24 protein-coding genes are annotated in these 25,012 nt (G+C 41.8%); 10 read left to right on the forward strand and 14 right to left on the reverse strand.

Annotated elements, in window-relative coordinates; all coding sequences use genetic code 11:
- Positions 1 to 105 precede the first annotated feature (105 nt).
- The 5 genes from ispC to rpsB all read right to left on the reverse strand — a co-directional run bounded on the left by ispC (position 106) and on the right by rpsB (position 4,779).
- A complete protein-coding gene (gene ispC / locus ABWP91_RS18120; protein ID WP_353244417.1) occupies positions 106 to 1,299 on the reverse strand; it encodes a 1-deoxy-D-xylulose-5-phosphate reductoisomerase in 1,194 nt (397 codons plus the stop codon).
- A 147-nt stretch (positions 1,300 to 1,446) separates the two neighbouring features.
- Positions 1,447 to 2,004, reverse strand: coding sequence for a ribosome recycling factor (frr, locus tag ABWP91_RS18125; RefSeq protein WP_353244418.1), 558 nt, complete (start codon positions 2,002 to 2,004; stop codon positions 1,447 to 1,449).
- Between the two features lie 108 nt (positions 2,005 to 2,112).
- Entirely contained in the window at positions 2,113 to 2,841 is a 729-nt protein-coding gene (gene pyrH / locus ABWP91_RS18130; protein ID WP_206083748.1) for a UMP kinase, read from the reverse strand.
- Positions 2,842 to 3,058: 217 nt separating this feature from the next.
- Positions 3,059 to 3,910, reverse strand: coding sequence for a translation elongation factor Ts (gene tsf / locus ABWP91_RS18135; protein ID WP_353244419.1), 852 nt, complete (start codon positions 3,908 to 3,910; stop codon positions 3,059 to 3,061).
- A gap of 143 nt (positions 3,911 to 4,053) precedes the next feature.
- On the reverse strand, positions 4,054 to 4,779 hold the full coding sequence (rpsB, locus tag ABWP91_RS18140) for a 30S ribosomal protein S2 (protein ID WP_219244390.1): 726 nt from the start codon (positions 4,777 to 4,779) through the stop codon (positions 4,054 to 4,056).
- Positions 4,780 to 5,437: 658 nt separating this feature from the next.
- Between rpsB and map the strand changes: the two genes are divergently transcribed.
- The 4 genes from map to ABWP91_RS18160 all read left to right on the forward strand — a co-directional run bounded on the left by map (position 5,438) and on the right by ABWP91_RS18160 (position 10,828).
- A complete protein-coding gene (gene map / locus ABWP91_RS18145; protein ID WP_353244420.1) occupies positions 5,438 to 6,235 on the forward strand; it encodes a type I methionyl aminopeptidase in 798 nt (265 codons plus the stop codon).
- A gap of 273 nt (positions 6,236 to 6,508) precedes the next feature.
- Entirely contained in the window at positions 6,509 to 9,145 is a 2,637-nt protein-coding gene (gene glnD / locus ABWP91_RS18150) for a bifunctional uridylyltransferase/uridylyl-removing protein GlnD (RefSeq protein ID WP_353244421.1), read from the forward strand.
- Positions 9,146 to 9,208: 63 nt separating this feature from the next.
- Positions 9,209 to 10,036 carry a 2,3,4,5-tetrahydropyridine-2,6-dicarboxylate N-succinyltransferase gene (gene dapD / locus ABWP91_RS18155; protein WP_353244422.1) on the forward strand — a complete coding sequence of 276 codons (828 nt, stop codon included), beginning with the start codon at positions 9,209 to 9,211 and terminating at the stop codon, positions 10,034 to 10,036.
- A 411-nt stretch (positions 10,037 to 10,447) separates the two neighbouring features.
- Complete coding sequence (locus ABWP91_RS18160) at positions 10,448 to 10,828, forward strand: DUF3461 family protein (protein WP_047755916.1); 381 nt, start codon at positions 10,448 to 10,450, stop codon at positions 10,826 to 10,828.
- A 78-nt stretch (positions 10,829 to 10,906) separates the two neighbouring features.
- On the opposite strand, the gene ABWP91_RS18165 is transcribed toward ABWP91_RS18160, so the two are convergent.
- From ABWP91_RS18165 to ABWP91_RS18175, 3 genes are read right to left on the reverse strand one after another with little or no spacing between them, the layout of a single operon-like run.
- A complete protein-coding gene (locus ABWP91_RS18165; protein WP_353244423.1) occupies positions 10,907 to 11,359 on the reverse strand; it encodes a flavodoxin in 453 nt (150 codons plus the stop codon).
- Between the two features lie 22 nt (positions 11,360 to 11,381).
- A complete protein-coding gene (gene truC, locus ABWP91_RS18170) occupies positions 11,382 to 12,140 on the reverse strand; it encodes a tRNA pseudouridine(65) synthase TruC (protein ID WP_353244424.1) in 759 nt (252 codons plus the stop codon).
- 3 nt (positions 12,141 to 12,143) lie between these two features.
- Complete coding sequence (locus tag ABWP91_RS18175; protein WP_353244425.1) at positions 12,144 to 12,479, reverse strand: YqcC family protein; 336 nt, start codon at positions 12,477 to 12,479, stop codon at positions 12,144 to 12,146.
- A gap of 238 nt (positions 12,480 to 12,717) precedes the next feature.
- Here ABWP91_RS18175 and ABWP91_RS18180 point away from each other — a divergent pair, with 238 nt between their 5' ends.
- Entirely contained in the window at positions 12,718 to 13,605 is an 888-nt protein-coding gene (locus ABWP91_RS18180) for a DUF535 family protein (RefSeq protein ID WP_353244426.1), read from the forward strand.
- Positions 13,606 to 14,049: 444 nt separating this feature from the next.
- On the opposite strand, the gene syd is transcribed toward ABWP91_RS18180, so the two are convergent.
- A complete protein-coding gene (gene syd, locus ABWP91_RS18185; protein WP_353244427.1) occupies positions 14,050 to 14,610 on the reverse strand; it encodes a SecY-interacting protein in 561 nt (186 codons plus the stop codon).
- Between the two features lie 142 nt (positions 14,611 to 14,752).
- Here syd and queF point away from each other — a divergent pair, with 142 nt between their 5' ends.
- From queF to xni, 3 genes are all read left to right on the forward strand, one after another.
- Complete coding sequence (gene queF, locus ABWP91_RS18190; RefSeq protein ID WP_353244428.1) at positions 14,753 to 15,598, forward strand: NADPH-dependent 7-cyano-7-deazaguanine reductase QueF; 846 nt, start codon at positions 14,753 to 14,755, stop codon at positions 15,596 to 15,598.
- Positions 15,599 to 15,706: 108 nt separating this feature from the next.
- The gene (gene ppnN / locus ABWP91_RS18195; protein WP_353244429.1) at positions 15,707 to 17,074 is read left to right on the forward strand and encodes a nucleotide 5'-monophosphate nucleosidase PpnN; all 1,368 of its coding nucleotides are present in this window, start codon (positions 15,707 to 15,709) and stop codon (positions 17,072 to 17,074) included.
- Positions 17,075 to 17,092: 18 nt separating this feature from the next.
- Positions 17,093 to 17,848, forward strand: coding sequence for a flap endonuclease Xni (gene xni / locus ABWP91_RS18200; protein ID WP_353244430.1), 756 nt, complete (start codon positions 17,093 to 17,095; stop codon positions 17,846 to 17,848).
- Between the two features lie 56 nt (positions 17,849 to 17,904).
- Here the strand turns inward: xni and rlmM are convergent, their stop codons facing one another.
- From rlmM to ABWP91_RS18215, 3 genes are read right to left on the reverse strand one after another with little or no spacing between them, the layout of a single operon-like run.
- A complete protein-coding gene (gene rlmM / locus ABWP91_RS18205; protein WP_353244431.1) occupies positions 17,905 to 19,008 on the reverse strand; it encodes a 23S rRNA (cytidine(2498)-2'-O)-methyltransferase RlmM in 1,104 nt (367 codons plus the stop codon).
- The gene (locus ABWP91_RS18210; RefSeq protein ID WP_353244432.1) at positions 19,001 to 19,396 is read right to left on the reverse strand and encodes a DUF423 domain-containing protein; all 396 of its coding nucleotides are present in this window, start codon (positions 19,394 to 19,396) and stop codon (positions 19,001 to 19,003) included. Before ABWP91_RS18210 ends, rlmM begins: the two co-directional genes overlap by 8 nt.
- Before the next feature lie 27 nt (positions 19,397 to 19,423).
- On the reverse strand, positions 19,424 to 20,365 hold the full coding sequence (locus tag ABWP91_RS18215; protein WP_353244433.1) for a transcriptional regulator GcvA: 942 nt from the start codon (positions 20,363 to 20,365) through the stop codon (positions 19,424 to 19,426).
- Between the two features lie 698 nt (positions 20,366 to 21,063).
- Here ABWP91_RS18215 and csdA point away from each other — a divergent pair.
- Positions 21,064 to 22,269: a cysteine desulfurase CsdA gene (gene csdA / locus ABWP91_RS18220; RefSeq protein WP_353244434.1), complete on the forward strand. Its 1,206-nt coding sequence runs from the start codon at positions 21,064 to 21,066 to the stop codon at positions 22,267 to 22,269.
- A gap of 29 nt (positions 22,270 to 22,298) precedes the next feature.
- Complete coding sequence (gene csdE / locus ABWP91_RS18225) at positions 22,299 to 22,757, forward strand: cysteine desulfurase sulfur acceptor subunit CsdE (protein ID WP_353244435.1); 459 nt, start codon at positions 22,299 to 22,301, stop codon at positions 22,755 to 22,757.
- 41 nt (positions 22,758 to 22,798) lie between these two features.
- Here the strand turns inward: csdE and tcdA are convergent, their stop codons facing one another.
- Both tcdA and mltA read right to left on the reverse strand, forming a co-directional pair.
- Positions 22,799 to 23,617 (reverse strand): tRNA cyclic N6-threonylcarbamoyladenosine(37) synthase TcdA, encoded by an 819-nt coding sequence (tcdA, locus tag ABWP91_RS18230; RefSeq protein ID WP_353244436.1) that lies wholly within the window; start codon positions 23,615 to 23,617, stop codon positions 22,799 to 22,801.
- Positions 23,618 to 23,647: 30 nt separating this feature from the next.
- Positions 23,648 to 24,757 carry a murein transglycosylase A gene (mltA, locus tag ABWP91_RS18235; RefSeq protein ID WP_353244437.1) on the reverse strand — a complete coding sequence of 370 codons (1,110 nt, stop codon included), beginning with the start codon at positions 24,755 to 24,757 and terminating at the stop codon, positions 23,648 to 23,650.
- Positions 24,758 to 25,012 lie beyond the last annotated feature (255 nt).

A 25,012-nucleotide genomic window follows, 5' to 3' on the forward strand; every position in this document is an offset into this window, starting at 1 on the left:
TCCTTAATTCTCTGCTAAATACTAGGTTATCTTTCTTTTTTTAAACGCATCACATATTAAAGATAAATTATGGTTATCAGCAACTAAATAAATCACATACCAGGCTTAAACTGTCTGAGCGATTATTTTTGCCGCATCGCGGCGCGCACATTCGTCGATTTCTAAGACCTCTTCAATAGAAACAGGTTCAGAAAAAACTTGGTTTTCTAATATTTTGTAATTAATTTTCGCTATATCAGTAAAGCGAATTTTCCCTTCAAGGAACGCCGCAACCGTCATTTCATTTGCCCCATTCAGCGCCGTTGTTGCTGCTTGACCTTGATGGCAAGCATCAATCGCCAGTTTCAAACAAGGGTAACGCTGGTAATCTGGTTGCACAAATGTTAATGATGAAAGGCTAGCAAAATCAAGCGGTTTTGCACCTGAAATAATACGCAGAGGGTAGGCCATACTGTACGAAATCGGCGTGCGCATATCGGGTGTACCGAGCTGTGCGATCACACTGCCATCGCGGTATCTCACCATTGAGTGGATCACCGATTGAGGGTGAATAATCACTTCCATTTGATCAGCATTTGCATTGAAGAAGTAGCAGGCTTCAATATATTCTAGCCCTTTATTCATCATTGTCGCTGAATCAACGGAGATTTTACGCCCCATCGACCAATTTGGGTGATTGCATGCTTCATCTGGCGTGACATTATCAAAGTGCGATAATGGCGTTTCTCTGAACGGGCCACCTGAGCCTGTTAAAACAATACTGGAAATACCTGAAGCTGTTAAATCAGCAAAACCTAAGTTGAGCTGAATAATTTCAGGCAAACTTTGGAAGATAGCATTATGCTCACTATCAATTGGAAAGACTGATGCATTATGCTGACGAATCTCATTAAAGAATAAACGGCCACTGGTAATCAAAGACTCTTTATTCGCTAATAATATTCTTTTGCCTTTGCGGATCGCCGCTAAGGTAGGTAATAACCCAGCAACACCCGTAATTGCTGACATCACTTGGTCCGCATCGTCAAGGCCTGCAAGGTCAATCGCTGCTTGTTTTCCTGATAACACTTCTGTTGTGTTATTATTCTCAGACAAAATCGTTCGTAATACCTTCGCCGATGACTCATCCGCCATAGCGGCATATTTCGGATTAAACTCAAGGCATTGCTTTGCCATTTCAGCAACGTTTTTACCTGCGACTAAAGCAAGAACTTGGAATTTTTCAGGATTTTGACGGACAACAGAAAGTGTATTAGTACCAATTGAACCTGTTGAACCCAGGACTGTCAGACGTTTCATAGTGATCGGATACTCTGTATTAATTCAATACTGAGATTATATCAGCTTAGTGATAAGAAAGGATTTTTTAATGGGTACGAAAAATAATAAAGCCACGCTAACGCACACTTTTAGAATTTGCGTTGGTGGCTTTATCATCATGATGGATTAAAACTCCATCAACTCAGTTTCTTTTTGCGCTAATGATTCATCAACTTTCTTGATGTAGCTATCAGTCAGCTTTTGAATGTCATCTTGTGAACGACGCTCATCATCTTCACTGATTTCTTTGTCTTTTAGCAGTGCTTTAACTTTATCGTTAGCATCACGGCGTACGTTACGGACAGCGATACGGCCTTGTTCTGCTTCACCACGAACCACTTTAATTAAGTCTTTACGACGTTCTTCCGTTAACGGAGGAAGTGGAACACGGATAACAGTCCCCGCAGAAGAGGGGTTCAGACCTAAATCAGACGCCATAATCGCTTTTTCAATCGCAGGTGACATGCTACGGTCAAAAACAGAAATAGCTAATGTACGTGAATCTTCAACCGTTACGTTAGCTAATTGGCGCAGAGGCGTCGCTGAGCCATAATACTCAACGTTGATGCCGTCTAACAGGCTTGGTGATGCACGGCCTGTACGAACTTTACTGATTTGGTTTTTGAATGCTTCAAGGCTCTTTTCCATACGGTCTTGAGCATCTTTTTGGATTTCGTTAATCACGTTTTCAACCCTTAAGAACTGATTATTAAAGGCCGCAATGCGACCTCGCTTAAATTGTCTGAATTTATCTTAGATAATACATTTAAACTCAGGCTGTGTCTCTGAGTATTAGTTGTGAGAAATCAGAGTACCTTCGTTTTCGCCCATGACAACACGGCGCAATGCACCCGGTTTATTCATATTGAAAACACGGATTGGTAAGTTATGGTCACGAGCTAATGTGAAGGCCGCTAAGTCCATCACTTTTAACTCACGCTCCAAAACTTCTTGATAATTCAGATTTTCATATAATACGGCATCGGGGTCTTTCGCTGGATCAGCAGAATAGACGCCATCAACCTTTGTGGCTTTTAACACGACATCTGCTTCAATTTCAATACCGCGTAAACACGCCGCAGAGTCTGTTGTAAAGAATGGATTACCTGTTCCCGCAGAAAAAATAACAACACGGCCGTGACGTAGTAAGCTAATGGCTTCAGCCCAGCTATAATTATCACAGACGCCGTTTAATGGAATTGCAGACATCAGTCTTGCATTCACATAAGCACGGTGCAAAGCATCGCGCATCGCGAGTCCATTCATCACCGTGGCTAGCATCCCCATGTGGTCACCGACAACACGGTTCATACCAGCTTGTGCCAAACCAGCACCACGAAACAGGTTACCACCGCCAATAACCACACCGACCTGTATACCCAGTTCTATGAGTTCTTTGATTTCCTGAGCCATACGATCTAAAACGCTAGCATCGATACCAAAACCTTCTGCGCCTTGTAAGGCTTCGCCACTTAATTTAAGCAGAATACGCTGATAAACGGGTTTTGCATTGGTAGCCATGGTGTTCTGTCCTAACAGATTATTTATTGGGGTAACATACGCAGAACACGCAGGTTCTACATACCTAAATTTGAATAGAATTTTAAACCTTAATTACCCACGATATATTTCAAGCCAAAAGATAACGTTGATGGTCTCTCATACCCGCTAACTGATGTTTGTTTGCTTGAACGAAACGTGAATAAAACAGAGCCGCCAATTGGCGGCCCTTAGTTGATTACTTGCTCATCGCAGCAACTTCTGCTGCAAAGTCAGTTTCAACTTTCTCGATACCTTCACCTACTTCGAAACGAAGGAAACCAGAAACAGTAGCACCTTTCTCTTTCAGTAAGTCACCAACAGATTTGCTTGGGTCCATTACGAAAGGCTGGCCAGTCAGAGAGATTTCGCCAGTGAATTTGTTCATGCGACCGATAACCATTTTTTCAGCGATTTCGCGTGGTTTACCAGATTGCATTGCGATGTCTAACTGAATTTGGTGCTCGTGAGCAACAACATCAGCTGGAACGTTGTCTGGAGTCACATATTCAGGTTTGCTTGCAGCGATGTGCATAGCGATGTGTTTCAGTAATTCTTCGTCTGCACCTTCGGCAGCAACTAAAACACCAATACGAGCACCGTGCAGGTAGCTACCTACTTGTGCGCCTTCCAGAATAGCAACGCGACGAATATTGATGTTTTCACCAATTTTCGCAACTAATGTTGTACGAGCTTCTTCGAATTTTGCTTTCAGCGCTTCGATATCCGCATTTTTGTCAGCAACAACAGAAGCTAAAACTTCTTTACCGAATGCTAAGAAACCAGCGTCTTTAGCAACGAAGTCAGTTTCACAGTTCAGCTCAACCAGAGCACCTGTTTTACCACCGTTGAAAACTTCAGTCAGGATAACACCTTCAGCTGCAACACGACCTGCTTTTTTAGCCGCTTTTGCTTGACCTGATTTACGCATGTTATCAATCGCTAATTCGATGTCGCCATTAGCTTCAACAAGTGCTTTTTTACATTCCATCATACCTGCGCCAGTACGTTCGCGCAGTTCTTTTACCAATGCAGCGGTAATTCCAGACATGTGATTTATTCCTCGATATTCCCCGTGAGAGTCTTCCCCACGTGGATAGTTCTGATTCATATATAAAAGGGGCCTAAGTCAGGCCCCTTCTAACATATAGCAGTACCTGTATAGCAATACCTGTTAATAAGGATAAAACCTTATTATTCAGCTTCTACTAAGCTTTCTTCTGCTTGAACAGCCAGATCTTGCGAACGACCTTCACGAACGGTGCTTGCTACAGCGCCCAGATACAGTTTGATTGCACGGATTGCATCGTCGTTACCAGGGATAATGAAATCAATACCATCTGGATCAGAGTTAGTATCAACGATAGCAAATACTGGGATACCCAGGTTGTTTGCTTCTTTGATAGCAATGTGTTCGTGGTCTGCATCGATAACGAACAGAGCGTCAGGTAAACCGCCCATATCTTTGATACCGCCTAAGCTGTTTTCTAACTTAACCAGTTCACGAGTACGCATCAGCGCTTCTTTCTTGGTCAGTTTGTCAAAAGTACCGTCTTGTGATTGAACTTCTAAATCTTTCAGACGTTTGATTGACTGACGAACAGTTTTCCAGTTAGTCAACATTCCGCCTAACCAACGGTGGTTAACGAAATATTGGTCACAGCTGTTAGCAGCTTCTTGAACGGCTTCGCTTGCAGCACGTTTAGTACCAACAAACAGAATTTTGCCTTTACGAGAAGCAATTTTAGTCAACTCAGCCAGAGCTTCGTTGAACATTGGAACAGTCTTTTCCAGGTTGATGATATGAACTTTGTTACGCGCGCCGAAAATGAAAGGTTTCATTTTTGGGTTCCAGTAACGAGTCTGGTGACCAAAGTGAACGCCCGCTTGTAACATATCGCGCATGGAAACAGTTGCCATTTAATACCTCTGTATTTAAGTAATTGGGGTTATGCCTCCACGAATCCCATACTACCGACTCTAAAGCTGCGTCTAAACGCATAAGAGCACCCCGGCGCACGTGTCGATTCGTGTGTGTTATACACAATTGAGTTTAAGTTTCGCAAATCCAATTTCCTTTTCAGGAAACCTCATTTTGCTGTCATAAATTGACATTTTAATGAAGATGAGAAGAAATAATATGGATTGCCGGCGCGCTTTATACCATAAAACCAACTTAGAAGCCAACTTTTGTTGATTTTTTCGCTCACAAAAATGACAAAAAAACGGATTTTATGGGTCGCATTTCGCCTATCTGATGCAGGATTTGCATCCCATTAATTATAGACCTTTTTTGATGAGATGAAAAAGCCCTATTTTTATGATGGGTACTCATTCGCCTAGCTCATATTTTTGCAATTTGTGCGGTGAGAAGCTCAAAATGAACAAGGCACTCGCCTCTGTTCCCCTATCCTAATAGCAACTTCAACTCTCGAACCTTTCGATAGCAGGTTGGCAGAAAATGCGGTGGCTGTTACCATAAGTGTCATTAATGCTAAAAAATGGTCTCAAAAACCCATTTTCAACCTCTCATTTTTAACATGTCATCAATCATTGCTGGCATGAATGGACTGAACTCATGGCTATTATTATCAAAACTGAAGAAGATATTCAGAAAATGCGCGTTGCTGGCCGCTTAGCAGCCGAAGTATTAGAAATGATTGCACCGCACGTGGTACCGGGTGTGAGCACGGGTGAACTGGATAGACTTTGCCATCAACACATTGTTGATGCACAACAAGCGATCCCTGCCTGCCTGAACTACCATGGTTTCCCAAAATCCGTTTGTATTTCCGTCAATGATGTTATCTGCCACGGTATTCCAAGTGATGACAAAATTCTAAAAGACGGTGATATCGTTAATATCGATGTGACGGTGATTAAAGAAGGCTTCCACGGCGATACATCCATGATGTTTATCGTTGGAAAACCGACAATTCAAGGCGAACGCTTGTGCCAAGTCACCCAAGAAAGCCTGTATTTGGCGATCCGCATGGTTAAACCGGGCATTCGCCTGCGTACTATCGGTAAAGCTATTCAAGAATTTGTTGAAAAACAAAGCTTTTCCGTGGTTCGTGAGTATTGCGGACACGGTATTGGTGAAGGCTTCCACGAAGAGCCACAAGTGTTGCACTATGATGCCGATGACAGCGGCGTTGTTCTGCAAAAAGGGATGGCGTTTACCATCGAACCTATGGTCAACACTGGCGACCACCGTATTCGTACTATGAAAGATGGTTGGACGGTGAAAACCAAAGACCGCGGCTGGTCTGCGCAATATGAGCACACGTTAGTTGTTACAGATAACGGCTGTGAAATTCTCACTCTGCGTAAAGAAGAAGAACCCTTTATTTCTGCCGTTTTAGTCAACGAATAAATTCCCCCAATAACCCTCAATTAGAGGGTTCTTAGGGTTGCTGACAAAGCAGGATAAAAACGTGGTTTTTCCTGCTTTGTGTTATCAGCCGAAAATCAATAAATTGATATTCCTTTGTTTTTTCAAAACCTATCCAACCTGCGGCCAACCCTAATCGGCTTGTCAGCAGTCTGAAGCCCCCTCAATTAAGAGGGTTCTTTCTCTGTTCATCTTTCACAAAAAACCGTAAGCTGGTCATAGTTTCTTTATGGCTATCAATACGGAAAGATAAAGATGACGGCATCCTCTGCAACGTATCTCGCTCCAAACCACTTCACTGCCCACGACCTTGACCTCGCTGCTTTAAGGCAACATGTTGATGATTTTGACAGTTGGCTTGAGGACAGCTTTAATCAAGGTAAAGATGTGGTTGATTTGATTCACATTCGCAGTGACTACCTTGATGCATTACTGACAAGGTTGTGGCAGGCTTTCGAATTCGACAAACAAGCGAATATGTCTCTTGTCGCTGTCGGAGGTTATGGGCGACATGAGCTCCACCCACTTTCTGATATTGATATCTTAATTCTAAGTAAACAACCCGTTTCTGAGGATATCGCCGCAAAAATCGGCCAATTTATCACGTTACTGTGGGATTTACGTTTCGATATTGGGCACAGCGTCCGCTCTCTTGCTGAATGCATCGAAGCCGGAAATACTGATTTAACAACAGCAACCAATTTAATTGAGTCTCGGCTTATTTGCGGTGATATCGCCCTTTTCTTGTCACTACAAAAAACCATTTTTAGTGACGGCTTTTGGCCATCAGCGACCTTTTTTGCTGCCAAAATTGCTGAACAGCAAGAGCGCCACCAGCGCTATCACAGCACCAGCTATAATTTAGAGCCTGACATTAAAAGCAGCCCTGGGGGCCTACGGGATATTCATACCCTACTTTGGGTAGGAAGACGCCATTTTGGTGCGACAACCGTCGATGAAATGGTCGGTTTTGGTTTTTTAACTGAAGAAGAACGCCAAGAGCTGAAAGAATGCCTCACTTTCTTATGGAAAATTCGTTTTGCGCTCCACTTGGTGGTGAAACGCCACGATAATCGCTTATTGTTTGATCGCCAATTTAGTGTAGCGCGCTTATTAGGCTACGAGGGTGAGAAAAATCAACCTGTAGAGCGCATGATGAAAGATTTTTATCGGGTGACTCGCCGCGTGAGGGAGCTGAATCAAATGCTATTGCAACTATTTGATGAAGCTATTTTAACCCTTAAACCTAATGAAAAGCCGCGCTCAATTGATTCACAATTCCAATTACGCGGCACACTAATTGATGTGATTGATGAAAACCTGTTTATTAACCAGCCCGCCGCTATTTTAAAAATGTTCTACCAAATGGCTCGCTATCCAAATATCACTGGTATCTATTCTACAACATTGCGTCTACTGCGCTTTGCACGACGAAACTTAAGCGTGCCACTATGTGAAATCCCTGAAGCACGCGAGCTGTTCCTCAAAATTCTTCGCCACCCGCGAGCAATTAAAGGCGCTTTTGTCCCCATGCATTTGCACAGTGTGCTTAGTGCCTATACGCCGTTATGGAGCAACATTGTTGGGCAAATGCAGTTTGACTTATTCCACGCTTATACGGTTGACGAGCATACCCTCCGAGTCTTACAAAAAATCGACAGTTTTACGCTTGAAGAAAACCGCCGCGAGCACCCATTGTGTGTCAGTGTTTATCCTAAACTGCTGCAACCTGAAATTTTACGCCTTGCAGCTATTTTCCATGATATCGCCAAAGGCCGTTCAGGGGATCACTCTGACTTAGGCGCTGATTTTGTGTATGACTTTGCACTACTGCATGATTTATCAATAAAAGAAGCAGAGCTTGCCGCATGGCTTGTCAAAAACCACTTATTGATGTCGGTTACCGCTCAACGCCGAGACATTCAAGACCCTGATGTTATCAAGCAGTTTGCAAGTGAGGTGAAATCGGTTTCTCGACTTAATTATTTGATGTGTTTAACCGTTGCAGATATCTGCGCCACCAACAGCACCTTGTGGAATAGTTGGAAGCAGAGCTTAATTCGTGAGCTATTTTTGTCAACAGAGCACCAACTCAACCAAGGCATGCAAAGCACGCCAGATTTACGAGAGCGCATTCGCCATCACCGAAATCAAGCGTTATCTCTGCTTCGCCCTCTTGCTATTGATGAAGAGAAACTGCAAAAACTGTGGTCACGCTGCCACGCAGACTATTTTTTACGCCACACGCCATCACAACTCGCTTGGCACGCAAAAAACTTGTTAAATCATGACCTAACTAAACCATTAGTGTTAATCAGCACGCAACCGAAACACGGTGGAACAGAAATTTTTATTTGGTGCCATGATAAATCGCATTTATTTGCCGCAGTGGCCAGTGAACTCGATCGCCGCAACTTAAGTATTCACAGCGCTCAAATATTCACCAACAAAGACAATATGGCGATGGATACATTTGTGGTACTCGAACCAAATGGCTCACCGCTCGCCAAAGACCGCTATGATCACATTCGGAAAATGTTGTTACTCGCGGTACAGCAACCTGAAATTTCCCTACCGAAACAGCGTACATTGCCCGCAAAACTACGCCATTTTACCGTTCCCACTAAGGTCAATTTTTTGCACTCCACCAATGAGCGCCGCACCTACATGGAATTATTCGCGTTAGATCAACCGGGTTTACTGGCACGAATTGGCCATATTTTTGCACAACTCGATATTTCGTTATACGGCGCAAGGATCACCACAATTGGTGAAAAAGTAGAGGATTTCTTTGTGTTAGCGGATAAAGAACACAAAGCGCTCGATAAAAATATGCAACAAGTTTTATCAGAAAGGTTGACAGAAGCCCTAAAATCGAAGGATAAAATATAACGTTCACCACATTTTTATGTGTGAACGCTCACTTTTATGTTATTCAAGAGGGAAATACTATCAATGCAGCATTTACAAACGATCATTGAAAACGCATTTGAAGACCGTGCTAGCATCACGCCAAACACAGTTTCAGAACCTATTAAGCAAGCTGTTTTAGACACTATCGCACTGTTAGACAGCGGTAAACTACGCGTTGCCGAAAAAATCGCGGGTGTGTGGGTTACTCACCAATGGTTAAAAAAGGCCGTTTTACTGTCATTTCGTATCCAAGACAATCAAGTGATTGACGGTGCTGAAAGTCGTTATTTCGATAAAGTCCCAATGAAATTTGCTGATTATGACCAAGCACGCTTCGAAAAAGAAGGTTTTCGCGTTGTACCACCAGCAGCAGTTCGTAAAGGTGCTTATATCGCCAAAAATAGCGTACTTATGCCGTCTTATGTGAACATTGGGGCCTATGTCGATGAAGGGACAATGGTCGATACATGGGCAACCGTGGGCTCTTGCGCGCAAATCGGTAAAAACGTACATTTATCAGGTGGTGTGGGTATTGGTGGTGTGCTAGAACCTTTACAAGCTAACCCAACTATTATCGAAGATAACTGTTTTATTGGCGCACGCTCTGAAGTTGTCGAAGGCGTGATTGTCGAAGAAGGCTCAGTCATTTCCATGGGCGTCTACTTGGGGCAAAGCACTAAAATTTATGACCGTGAAACGGGTGAAATTTTTTATGGCCGCGTTCCAGCAGGATCTGTCGTTGTGTCGGGTAATTTACCGTCGAAAGATGGCCGTTACAGCTTATATTGCGCAGTGATCGTCAAAAAAGTGGATGAAAAAACTCGCGGAAAAGTTGGCATTAATGAATTATTAAGAAGTATTGATGAATAACTAATTTTCTAACAGTTTACCCCCTTAACCTTTTACTGCTGTTTTTGAATTAGTTAGCGGTAATCTGGTAAAACGAAGCTATCCCGAAATGCATACTCTGTATGCAGCTCGGGTGGCCAAGTTCCCCTATCTTTCCCCATATCGCCTTTTTCTTTTCGCGGTTTATTGCAAAGAGAAGTTGGTCAATTTCAAGAAATCGCGCATAATATGTTCGTGGCTTTTGCCGTTTACCATCAATAAAACTGTATTATTTTATTTTTCATTATCATGATGCTATTTACGTAATGGCTTAATATTATTTACGTCTTTAGGTCAATAGCACAATAAAAGAGAAATAGACCGGTATTATTACGGCCTGCTCACACGATTATTTTGTTCACCGACTCTGTCTCTACAGTTAAGCGAGCTAACATGTACGATAATTTGAAAAGTTTAGGCATTAGTAACCCTCAGGATATTGACCGCTATACCCTACGCCAAGAAGCAAATAACGATATTTTGAAAATTTATTTCCGTAAAGACAAAGGGGAGTTTTTTGCCAAAAGCGTCAAATTCAAATACCCACGCCAGCGTAAAACCATCGCGGATGGGGGGAATAATTTCAAAGAAATACACGAGATCAATACTAACCTTCGTTATGCTATTGAAGAACTTGACCAAATTTGCCAAACAGATAAAACTGACATTGATTTAAAACACAAAATTCTTGATGACTTACGTCACTTAGAACACGTTGTTTCAAACAAAATTGCAGAAATCGAAGCTGACTTGGAAAAGCTGACTCGTAAATAATTTACCAGCCAGATAATTCACTGCGCCGTGAAATGACCTAAATCCGTCTCGAAAAGGGCTATTCCACGGTGCAGGCACTTAAAGTAATTCACTCCACGCTTCAACCCACGGTTTTGCAAACTCTTCAGGGACATCCACTTCAATAGCGTCAATAAAAAGGATATCGCCGATACGCGTGGCGGATTGCTCTGTCAACACTTCATCAAAACGTAACCCTGCGCCACAAAAGCTTTCATAACTACTATCACCTAATGCAATTAACCCATAACGTAAATCAGGCTGATAGCCTACAACATCATTGATCTCATTAAAAAGCGGTGCAATGGAGTCGGGTAAGTCACCTTGCCCTGTAGAGGAAGTCACGATTAACGCAATTTCATTACCTGAATTGTACAATTGCCAATCAGTTAGAGTAGGTTCGTCAAAGACAACCACTTCATGCCCTCGTTCCTCTAAGATTTCTTGTGCGATTTCTGCCACAGCCAAAGAGTTGCCATAGACAGTGCCTACAAAGATGCCTACTTTTGACATAGTTTCTCCCTCTAAATTTAATTTACACTGATGGTTTGATAACTTTTATATCTAAATTAGCGACTTGTGCTGACCACCCAAACTGCTCAATCAGTGATACCCATTGTGCATCCCAAGGTGCAACCAGCGATATATTTTCTTCTGTTATAGGATGACTTAAATTTAATTGGCTTGCGTGCAACATCAGCCGAGAGACTGCGAAATGTTCAGTAACGCCTCTGTTTTGTCGTAAATCACCATGCTTGCTATCCCCAATAATTGGGTGTCGTAAGTGAGACATATGCCGCCTAAGCTGATGTTTTCGCCCAGTTTCTGGCGTTAACTCCACTAAACTAAATCGTGCGGTTTCATAGCGACCAATAGCCACAGGGCATTCCACCGTCGCAATCGGGTGGCAATGGGTAATGCACTCTTGCAGTACAGGTTCCCGAGTAGCATGTTTATCTGCGATTTTGTCTAACTCTTCCAGTAACGGGTAGTCAATAGTTTGCTCATCTGTTAGATAACCCCGAACAATTGCATGGTAGGTTTTCTCTAGCTGGTGCTTTTCAAACTGAGCAGCAAGCAGCCTCGCGACATCACTCGATAAAGCAAATAATAAAATACCGGATGTCGGCCTATCTAGGCGATGAATGGGATAAACATACTGGCCAATTTGGTCACGCAGTGTTTGCATGACAAAAACAGTTTCTTTGCTATCTAACCAACTGCGGTGAACTAACATACCTGCAGGCTTATTCACCGCAATCATGTATTCATCTTGATAAATGATTTCTAACATCAATCACCCATTTGATTTAATCGAAAAAACGCGGTCTAGCTCACGTAAATGCTGGATAATAACCACGTATTGTTCTTCTTCATCATGCTTATACGCTTCCTCAAAATACGGTGCGATAGCAAAATTTGCTGGTAGCGTGCCGCCTTGGTCAATAATCGCTTGTAAACGCGGAATTAAGATCCATTGGAGCCATTCCAACGCTTCCATTGTGTCAATACAAAATGGCTCTACGCTTTTAAACGCATCTTGTTCAGGTGGATGCTCACGCCACAATAATTTTAATTTCATTTCCTCTTCAAGATGACGAAGCTTTTCAATAATGCGTTGTTCTGTATTCATATTTAAACCTTTTAGTCTTTATGCTGCGAAATATACTGTAATTTTGCCAATGATTCTGTCGGATAAATGGGGTTGTTCTGCTTTATATACAAGCTTATTTATTTCTATTGAATTTTTTTGTTCAAACACGTGCAACTCAATAAGTTTCGTTGATGTTTTGTTAGGGTACATGCACATAAAATGAAATGTTTTTTTAATTGAATTTTAGCGAAATAATTAACAATAAAATGGTCTATCTATGGGATTACTAAAGCAGTGGCGCAAGAAAAATAAGGCATGGAAGGCCTTCAGTGGCAAATATGTCGAGTTCAAACGAAAAATTCGCGTAGCGAACCTTCCTTCAGTGCAATATCAACAATACCAAAATATGTGTCAGGCATATCAAAGTGCTCGGCTTGCCTCTGCAATTGATGGAGTTCCCCATTTTATTGAGCGCCCAATTAATAAATACCTACATAAAACATGGAGTGGAAAGCAAAAGTTGCTGACAGCAAACTACACGCTGGATTTAATTGAAAAAACCTTTAGCCCAGAAGCCATTGAAAAAATGTTTTCGACAAAACGTGAGGGGTTAACCGTTGCAAATATTGAGCTGAAATCGGGCGATTTTGCACAGCTCACCTTGATTTACTCCCAATACCCAAGAGAAGGCGATCTCACCTTACATCTGCGTAATGAAACCGGTGATGATATCTATTTAATGAGTTTTTCTTTTGGGCCTGAAGGACAACTCTATGTTTGCTCGCTGCAAGGGCCATCAACCGACCAAAGCGTTGAGCAAGTTCGCCTAATCACCAAACAAATGCATGGAATGAGACCAAAGAACTTATTAATGTCTGCTGTTTATGCAGTTGCGGCTTATTTCAAAGTAACATCTATCCAAGGTATTTCAAACAATAGCCACATTAAGAGCCAGCATTTAAAATCAAGCTACGATACCTTTTGGCAAGAATGTAATGCAACACTCACCTCGGATGGTTGGTACCAGCTTCCACTGCAAGAACCTATTCGCGATATCGAATCGGTCAAAAGCCAGCGCCGAGCTGAATTTCGTCGGCGAGAAGCGCTCCGTGATGCGATGAGCCAAGAGATTGTTGCATCACTCAGTGCAAATGCAACGCATTAACGACCTTTTGGGAATGCGCTAAAGTGACAAAAAAGCCAGCCGCCCCAGATGAGATCGACTGGCTTAACTTCACATTTTAAATTCTAATGCATCCTGCAAAACGACATCCTGTCGCTCAACATCCTGTTGAATAAAACAATTTAATAGGTTGTTCCTGCCTATCAAGCAGTCCATCGCTTTGTTTTTTCATTTTTTATACATTACGATGTATAAAAAGCTAAACGAACTTACCCTGTCCAGCGGCATAAGAATGTATTAAATCTATTAATGAAACAACCTAGCTAAGCAAACAAAAATTGATTTTAAAAAGCAGTATTACCACTTTGGGTAGTAACGCCATGAAATTAAAAGTTAAATAATAATCATTTTAATAAAATTAAATAACCTTGAGAAATTACTTAACCAAATTGTAAGCCTTGGCTTACATCATTTATCCTCGAATACTTACCCCTGAGGCTCAACAACGGGGAGCAATTCTTCAATAAAACTCGCTAAATTTGGCGAAAGCACTCGTCGCTCTTGGCTGCCAAATTTCTCTAGGATCACTTCCCCCGTCAGATTACACAGAGAAATCATTTCAATTTCAGAGTCGATTGTGGCAATAAACAGGGTTGGCGATAATTTTAAACGTTTTTGCGTCACTAAATGCCCAATTAGATTTTCTTGTAAGCGAATGAAATCCTCTTCATTCCAGACTTGCACCAAGCTTACGGTAATATCACGAAATGTGGCTTTCATATCCCCAGCGAGCTGAGTGGTATAAAAATGATGAATATCGTCTTGTAAACTGATATCCAATGCCGTAGCGACTTTATTTAAATGTGCACCTTTGATTGGGAATGGTTGAGGCTCCCAATAGACCCAGTTTTCCCCTGTTCTTACAACACAAGGAGAAGGAATACCATATAAATCAACGGACGCAGGTGGTAACCCCGTTTGTTGTTCCCACGCTGAAATATAGCTTTGAGTAAAACGCAGTAACGCTTGAGAGAGTATTGTATTCATAATTACGTAATTTTTACGGATAGCCTAAATTGAAAGACGTCAATATGATGGATAAATGGTATTATGACAGATGTTTGCAGGCGAATAAAATGTACTCATTCAGCCTTTTAGCCTCATTTGTTTATGAAGTATAAGGATCACTATGTCACACTACCAGAATAATCCCGCACTTGACAATTTAACCCTTGGAAAAAAAACGGCGTATCACGATCAGTACGATCCCTCGCTGCTGCAACCCGTCCCAAGGAGTTTAAACCGTGATCCTCTGGATATTCATGCAAATGCGCTTCCATTCCATGGTGCCGACATTTGGACGTTATATGAACTTTCTTGGTTAAACCAACGTGGCGTCCCCCAAGTTGCAATTGGTTCAATCAGTGTGAATGCAACAAGTGAAAACCTTATTGAGTCGAAAAGTTTTAAGCTGTATCTCAATAGTTTTAATCAAACTCGCTTTGAAACTTGGGAAAATGTGCGAAGCGTTTTGCAAAATGATTTAAGCCACTGTGCTAATGGCAAAGTTGACGTTACACTTTATAAGCTAGACGATTTTTCTCATCAAGCAATCAGCCCATTTAGCGGGCAGTGCATTGATGAGCAAGATATTGCTATTGATCAGTACGAGTTTAATCGTGACTATCTAACGGGATGTACCCAAGAACAGATTGTTGAAGAAACATTAGTCAGTCATTTATTAAAATCGAATTGTTTGATTACAAATCAACCTGACTGGGGCTCTGTACAAATTCACTATTATGGCCCTAAAATCAACCAAGAAGCACTTTTGCGCTATTTGGTTTCGTTCCGCCACCATAATGAGTTTCATGAGCAATGTGTAGAACGGATCTTTAACGATATTATGCAGTTGTGTAAGCCCGAGAAACTGAGTGTTTACGCGCGCTATACTCGCCGCGGGGGACTTGATATTAACCCATGGCGTAGCAATGAAAGCTTTGAACCTGACATTGGGCGTTTAGCTCGCCAATAAGTACGCATGTAGTTAAAAAATGCTTGAAAAACAGTTGAAAAGTAAATGCGCTAATGCATTTGCAGTACAATTCACCTATCAAGAACCCATGGGGTAAAGGAGTACTACTTGATTACGCATATCAGTCCATTAGGATCTATGGATCTACTCTCGCAACTTGAAGTCGACATGCTTAAACGCACCGCAAGTAGCGATTTATACCAATTATTTAGAAACTGCTCATTAGCGGTTTTGCATTCAGGAAGTCTTACTGATAGCAGTAAAGAGTTACTCGAAAAAAGTAAAGACTTTGATATTAACGTATTACGCCGCGAACGTGGTGTAAAACTTGAGCTTATCGAGCCGCCAGAAAAAGCGTTTGTTGATGGGAAAATTATTCGCACTTTGCAAGCGAATCTATTTGCAGTTTTACGCGATATTTTGTTCGTTCACGCGCAAATTAACCAAGCCAAAGAGCAATTCCATTTTGATACTGAAAATGGTACACACATCACCAATATGATTTTCTCCATCCTACGTAATGCTCGCGCATTACATATTGATGATGACCCAAGCATGATAGTCTGTTGGGGTGGTCACTCAATTAATGAGATTGAATACCAATATGGCCGTAAAGTCGGTAACGAACTGGGCCTGCGTGAACTGAATATCTGTACGGGCTGTGGGCCGGGTGCAATGGAAGCCCCAATGAAGGGTGCTGCTGTTGGTCACGCACAGCAACAGTACAAAGATAGCCGTTTTATCGGCTTAACCGAACCTTCTATCATTGCGGCTGAGCCACCTAACCCATTAGTTAACGAATTAATTATTATGCCTGATATTGAAAAACGTTTAGAAGCGTTTGTTCGTTTGGGTCACGGCATTATTATTTTCCCGGGCGGGGTTGGTACTGCCGAAGAGTTACTGTATTTACTGGGGATCTTGATGGATCCGGCCAATAAAGAGCAGGTTCTGCCGCTTATTTTAACCGGCCCGAAAGAGAGCGCGGAATACTTTGAAGTACTCGATGATTTTATCCGGCACACTTTAGGCGATGATGCGAGCAAACATTACCAGATCATTATCGACGATGCTCAAGAAGTGGCGCGTGTGATGAAAAGAAGCATGCCACAAGTGAAAGAAAATCGCCGTAGCACAGGTGACGCATACAGTTTCAACTGGTCAATCAAAATTGCACACGACTTACAGCACCCGTTTGAACCGACTCATGAGAACATGGCATCACTAAACCTGCATCCGGGCCAAGCGCCTGAGAAACTGGCATCAGATTTACGCCGTGCCTTCTCCGGTATCGTTGCGGGTAATGTGAAAGAATTTGGTATGAAAGCGATTGAAAAACACGGTCCATTCAAAATTCACGGCGATAGCGAGCTTATGAAGCGTATGGATGTACTATTACAAGGCTTTGTTGAGCAACATCGTATGAAATTACCGGGTGGAACTGCATACGAGCCTTGCTATGAAATCGTGAAATAAATCAGTGATGGCGTATTTATGATCCACTTATTAATTATTGATGCATTAAATTTAATACGCCGTATCCACGCGGTGCAAGGAAGCCCGTGTGGAGAAACCTGTTTATCTGCAATATCGCAATTGATTACCCATACAGATGCTACACATATTGTGGCAGTGTTTGACGAAGAAGGCCGCCACCAAAGCTGGCGCCATGAAAAGCTGCCTGATTACAAAGCAGGCCGGTCACCGATGCCTGAAGATTTGCATGCTGAGCTCCCCACATTAATGACTTTATTTACTGAAAAAGGCATTCACTGCTGGCAATCTGAAGGGGATGAAGCGGATGATTTAGCGGCCACTTTAGCAACACGGATCGCAGGGTCTGGGCATACAGTGACCATCGTTTCTACGGATAAAGGTTATTGCCAACTGCTTTCACCTAATCTGCGAATTCGCGATTATTTTCAAAAGCGCTGGTTAGACATCCCTTTTATTGAAAAAGAATTTGGCGTTTCCCCAGAGCAACTTCCTGATTATTGGGGGCTTGCCGGAATAAGTAGTAGTAAAGTTCCAGGTGTTGCGGGTATTGGTCAGAAAAGTGCAACAACGCTATTGCAGCAATATCACTCTATCGAAAATTTATTTGCGAATTTAGATAAACTTGAAGGAAAATGGCAGAAAAAGCTAATTAATCAACGGGAAATTGCATTGATCTGCCGCGATATTGCCACATTAAGAACGGATATTGCGCTACAAGGTAATCTCAATCAGCTACGTTATATAACCAACTAATGAAAACAAAAAGGCCACTTAGTTAATGAGTGGCCTTTCTTAATTGGCTTGATGAATTAATAGAATTCACGCGCCATTGGGTTTGCTGACCAAACACGCATCACATGCACAGTCACTTCTTCACGGTCATGATAAAGCTGCTTAGCCTGAATGAGCACATTTATGCCTCGTTCCTTCAGTTGCACCTGCATCTTTTCTAAGATGTGTGAAACTTCTTCATAGCGCTTTTTCATTGGCAGTTTTAGGTTAAATATCGCCTCACGGCACCAACCTTGGGCTAACCAATCTGTCATCAATGCAGCCACTTTGGCTGGTTTTTCAACCATATCACACACTAACCATGTGATATTTTGTGATGACGGTTGAAACTTAAAGCCATCCACTCGATGATGAGTAACTTGCCCTGTATCCATCAAGCTTTCTGCCATCGGGCCATTATCAACCGCATGAACCATCATGCTGCGTTTCACCAATTGGTAAGTCCAGCCACCTGGGCAAGCACCTAAATCGACAGCTTTCATTCCGCTCGCAAGACGTTCATCCCACTCTTCGTAAGGGATAAAGACATGAAAAGCTTCTTCTAACTTCAACGTCGAACGGCTTGGCGCATCTGATGGGAATTTTAAACGCGGGATACCCATATAAAAGTTCGAGCTATTGTTGGTATATGAATAACCAGTGTAGCAACAACCCGGTGCGATGAAAAACACATGGATCACTGGGCGCTTGAAGTTCTCAAGGGGAAGTAAAATTTTTTCTTTACGCAGTGCATTACGCAAAGGTACCGTAAACTTACGGCAAAACTTCATCAATTCTTTTGATTCATTCGTGTCCGCCACTTCGACACGGACATCGCCAGCTCTTGCCACTTGCTGACTTAGCGCGTTGACTATCGGGGTAATGCGGTCTTCGGGTGGCAGGTCTTTTAATAAATCACCAACCACAATCATCTGGCGAGCAAAAATTAACTCACGAAAAGGTAACGTACGCGCGAGCTTATCCGCATCTTCTGCTTGATAACACTCAAAAATGACATAACCACTATTTTCTTTTACGCGGGCAAAACCGTAAATTTCTTTTTGCCCAGCCTTATCTGTAATCTCTGCTGCGCACTCTTTTTCAAAGCCTGGTCGACAATAAAGTGCAATCTTATTACTCATTGCGTGACGCCGATTTCCTTAGACGCATAGCGCCAATAACTACTAACAACCAACCAATCAGGAAACAAACTCCCCCTATTGGCGTAAAATAAGAAAAGTATTTTACCTGCAATAGGGCCATACAATAAAGACTACCACTAAAAAGAAGTATCCCAACAGAGAAAAAAACACCTGACCAATAAAACCACAGGATCACTTTACGTAATAAAATTGCTCCCAGCACCATTAAGGTAACCGTATGCAACATCTGATAACGTAATCCAGTTTCAATCCAGTCCATTTGATGGACACTCATGATTGACGATAACGCATGAGAACCAATAGCCCCAAAAGCAACGGTAAAAAAGCCACTAATTCCAGCGAAAATTAACATCAAACGACTATTCACAGTAACACCTTTTGTTTAAATACTTGATTACTGAATAAGCGCCACATCTTGGTCACCCGTAATAAAGCCCAATTTTTCTTGTTCACTCGCTGCTTGCGCAAGGATCCACTGGCGAAATGCAGCTATTTTTCCTAAATCTGCCTGATTTTCTTGGCAGACTAAATAAAACGCATTTTTACTAACTAACACCTCGCTAAAGGGACAAACTAATCGCCCTGCGTCAATCTCATTCTTTGCCATTACATTATTGGTTAATGCAACACCTTGCCCGTGTACTGCCGCTTGGATAACCATCGCACTATGGCTAAAAATAGGTCCTTGCTGCACATTGACGATATTCTGTAACTCTAGCTGCTTGACATACGCTTGCCAGTCTTTACGTGAGGAATCATGCAATAACGTATGCTTAGCTAAGTCTTCTGGATTTTTTAATTGGTTATCCCCCATCATTAATGACGGAGCACAAACTGGCATTAAATATTCCGCGTACAGCCTATCCGTTCTTAGGCCTGACCAATTTCCTCGCCCATAAAAAATGGCGACATCCACATCATCTGCGAGTTTATCTTCTTCTCTATCAACCGCTTGAATACGGACATCAATACCTGGATAAGCTTGATTAAACCCTGAAAGCCTAGGCACCAACCATTGGATAGCAAAACTGGGTGATAAACTCACCGTAAGTGCCCCTTTGGCGCTTCTCGCTTGCAACTTACGTGTTGCTTCATTTAAAGAAGAAAATATTTCTTTAATATCAAGGTAATAACTTTGCCCTTCTTCCGTCAACAGTAATGAACGATTACGTCGGCGAAATAGCTTCAAGCCAAGGAAGTCTTCCAAACTTTTCATTTGATGACTTACAGCGGCTTGAGTCACAAATAATTCTTCTGCTGCCTTAGTAAAACTTAAATGACGCGCTGCGGCATCAAACACTCTTAGGGCATTCAGTGGCGGTAATCTTTTAGACATAATCACTTCTACTCGGCATCTCGTTATGCATTAGTTTTTTTCATCCGAAGCATTATAATTTGTCCCTTGAGGATCTGCCAGTAAATACCTATAGTATGCGCACTTCCTAAGCCGGAACGAAAAGTTACAGAGTTTAGTTACTTTGAAACTTTTGGCTTTGTGGTTGTGATGTTGTGTTTGCAAGTTGTCTGGTTGAACCAGACTTTGTAGCTTTTGCTACTGTTTTTTTCACTTCCTGTACATTTACCCTGTCTGTCCATAGTGATTTTTTATAGTGCACCGCCAAAATGCGGTGCTTTTTTTTGCTTTTTTTACTGGTATCTACTTAGGACAGTTAAACAATTTAACTTAGTAAATACAAATAGCTATAGATAATTACTAGTGTACCGAAAAAACTTTAAGTTAGATATTTAAGATAATTCCTGAAAATAATTCAGTTTATGCTTTCTAAAAAAGAACTCGCAAATAAAAAGGATTACTTTGTAGTGCAACACGCCGAATCACCCTAAAAAATTTATTTTTGATATTGCTAATAAGTAATACCAAACGTAACAAAATATTTCAATGTTTTGATTGAAAATCACAAGTTTAAATTAATCAAAAAATAATCAATAATGTACGGATAAATGTACATTTCTGTAGACAACATTCACAACTGTCAGATAACACAGATAATATTGACTAAAAAGAAAAAAACCATGGATCATTTTAGTGCTACCTCATTTCGCCAATTATTTCCTGCGATAAATTCCTCAACACTCTTTTTTGATAGTGCGGCAACGGCGTTGAAACCACTTGTAATGATTGAGGCTTCAAATGATTACTACCGCTTATCTGGTAGTTCGGTTTACCGTGGTCAATCCCCCGAGTCATTAAAGTTAACTCGTGATTATGAGCAAGGCCGTATCCGAGCGGCAAAACTTATCAATGCCGCCAGCGAAAGCAATATTATTTGGACGCGTGGTACAACTGAATCAATTAATTTAATTGCTCAGAGTTATTTCCGCCCTATTTTACAAGAAGGCGATGAAATCATAGTCAGCGAAACAGAGCACCATTCAAACTTATTACCTTGGATGATAGTCGCTAAGCAAACGGGTGCTAAAATTATAAAGTGGCCCATCGAACAAGATGCCTCACTCAATTTAGAAACACTAAAGTCACTGCTGAATAATAAAACTAAAGCCATAGCTATTACACAGATGTCGAACGTCACAGGCTTCCAGCCTAACTTATCGGCCATCACTCATCTCGCCCATCAAATAGGTGCTCTGGTTATCGTTGATGGCGCACAAGGCGTTGTACACTGCCCTGTTGATGTGGGCACAGAGAATATCGATTTTTATGTTTTTTCCGCCCATAAACTTTATGGCCCAACAGGCCTTGGTGTTTGTTATGGGAAAAAAGAATTATTAGAAGCAATGGCACCTTGGCATGGCGGAGGAAAGATGTTGACCGAGGTGACCTTTGAAGGTTTCACGCCAGCACCAATTCCCCTATGTTTCGAAGCTGGCACGCCTAATATTGCCGGTGTGATTGCTTTTTCAGCGGTTCTTGAGTGGATTCAATCTATCGATTTAGTACAAGCAGAAGCTTATACTTGCTCACTTATCGAACAATCCAATAGAAAACTCTCACGCATTCCCGGTTTTATTGGTTATAGTGTGCCTAATTCACCTTTACTTTCATTTAATTTTGAAGGTATTCACCATAGCGATTTAGGTGTGCTCTTGACTGAGCAACATATTGCATTACGCTATGGTCAGCATTGTGCTCAACCTTTAATGGATGCCTTGAATATTAGTGGCTGCATACGCATCTCTGTGATGCCATACAATAACCTGCAAGATATTGATAAGCTGGTTCATGCGGTCACACTCTCACTTTCAATACTCAATGATTAAATTAATACTAAAGATAAAAAGGAAGCCTAATGACTTCGACTAAATATGAACTTGCTCCGCACCCTTTTGGTACAGAGATTGGAATTCAGGAAATAGTTGAACAGTTTTCCGCACACAAAGCATGGGAAGATAAATACCGTTTGCTGATCCAATTGGCAAGACAGTTACCTGCATTAACTGACGATGAGAAACAACAAACTCAAGAAGTCAAAGGATGCGAAAATCGCGTATGGATTGGTGCGCTGATTAATGATGATGAAACCTTCCACTTCTATGGCGATAGTGAAGGGCGTGTGGTAAAAGGACTTTTTGCGATTTTATTAGCGGCTATTGAACAGAAAACTGCTAAGGAAATTACGGAGCTTGATTTTAATGAGTTACTAGAGCAAACAGGTTTACCTAACCAGCTTAGTGAATCACGTCAAAATGGGATTCAATCATTAATTACAGCAATTCAAAATATTGCTAATGAAATGACACCAGCCTAATTCATGAAAGAGGCTATCTATCGCAATAGCCTCTTCACTGCTTAATGATTTTTTTCCACATCCCTTTGAGCTTTCGCCATCATTTTTTTCAACGCATGTGCCACGGCAATAAAACCAAAACTGGCAGTAACCATGGTTACAGCACCGAAGCCGGATGCGCAATCCATTCGCTTAGAACCTTCCGCTGTACTTTTTGCAGCACAGACAGTGCCATCACTTTGCGGATAAACAAGTTGCTCGGTGGAGAACACGCAATCAATCCCTAGCTTACCTTTACCATTTTTGACGACATTAAAATCTGACTTTAGACGCTCACGAAGCTTTGCCGCTAATGGGTCTTGAATGGTTTTCGCCAAATCTACTACTTGTATTTGTGTTGGGTCAATTTGGCCACCTGCCCCACCTGTTGTGACCACAGGGATTTTAAAGCGCCTACAATAAGCCAGCAGCGCCGCTTTAGGCCTAACACTATCAATGGCATCAATAACGTAATCAAAGCCCATACTGAAGTACTGAGCGACATTTTCGACAGTGATGAAATCATCAATCACATTCACCACACATTCTGGATTAATGTCCAAAATACGTGCTTTCATCACCTCAACTTTCGGAAAGCCAACCGTTGATTTAATTGCATGTAATTGACGGTTAGTATTGGTGACGCAAATATCATCCATATCAATTAAGGTGATAGTCCCAATCCCCGAACGAGCAAGCGCCTCAGCAGCCCACACACCAACACCACCCACACCAACGACACAGACATGGGAACGCGCAAAAAGATGAAGGGCTTGTTGCCCATATAAACGCCCGATCCCAGCAAAACGCTGCATCCAAGCATCTGAAAGTTTAGTTTGCATAATAACAAACGACCTTAGTTAAAACGGTAATTACATTGCACCAAAAAGGGGCTGACTCTTTTTCAGCACCCAAACGCGTCCATAATGGTTATAAAAACCTGCCATTTTGCCTGCGTCATGGCCTGTTCCGTGGTAAATATCGAAGTGGTGACCTTTAATCGCCCCCCCTACATCCAGAGCAACCATCATACGCATTTCATATTGCCCCGTAAATTTACCATTGCCATCTAAAACGGGAATTTCCGCCAATAATGCCGTTCCTGCAGGGATCAAGGTTTTATCTGATGCGACTGACGCTTTTGCGATTAATGGAACTGCGCTTGCGCCTCTTACGGGCACAAAAGATTGTGGTTTGAAGAAAACAAACGAGGCATTTTCCTCTAATAACTGACGAACTTCTTGCTCACTATGGCTATTTGTCCAATCGTGGATAGCTTGTAAGGACATTTGACTTAATGGCACCTCGCCACGATCAACGAGAACTTTCCCGATACTTTTATACGCGTGGCCATTTTTTCCTGCATAACCGAAGAAATTCAGCGGGCTGCCATCACCAAAATCCACATAACCGCTACCTTGAACTTCCATCATAAAATTATCTACAGCGGAATTACTGTAAGCCAGAATAAGGTTATTACTCAAAGCACCATTGTAGATAGCCGCCCGACTAGGTAATCGTGATTTTCCTTTTGTTGGCATTCCATATAATGGATGGCGAAATTCCCCTTGAGGAGTGCGTCTTGCTTCAATGACAGGTGTGTAATACCCAGTAAATTGAACGTTTCCGTAGTTATCAGCACCTTCCATTTGGAATGCCGATAAATTGTAACTAGCGAGCTCTGCGGGGTTCCCGCCAGCCATTAACCAGTTTTCAATCGCATGATAGGTATCACGGTTGTTTTGGAATAAACGAGGGGATGCATTTTGAATTTCAATTACTTGCTGATTAAAGTCAGGTGCATTTATTGGTTTCCCTTGAACGTTGACCTGATTAACTTTTTGTAAGTCTTCAACAAGACGACCATCTTTATATTGTTGACCTTTATCTGTTGGGTGAGTTTGGCATCCCGCCAACAATGAAAAAAAGATACCAGTGACTATCCATTTATTTACTGCCAACCATTTTTTCACCGATAGCATATTTATTACCTTTATTAATCCTAAGTTCATGCTCCACCACCCAAATGCAACCCACAGTCCAATATGAAATGCACAATAGCAAACCCAAAATGGGAATGAAACGTGTAAACATATTTAGTTAAGTTATTTTTCTTTACCACACCGATAAAGTTTAAAAAGTAGACATTCCGTGCGTATTTTGTTCTGTAGAGTGCGAAATGTGAAAAAAAAACACGAAAAAACTTGCATCAGATCTCATCCCGAGTATAGTGCCCG

Source organism: Providencia sp., from assembly GCF_040396775.1.
Taxonomy (GTDB): Bacteria; Pseudomonadota; Gammaproteobacteria; order Enterobacterales; family Enterobacteriaceae; genus Providencia.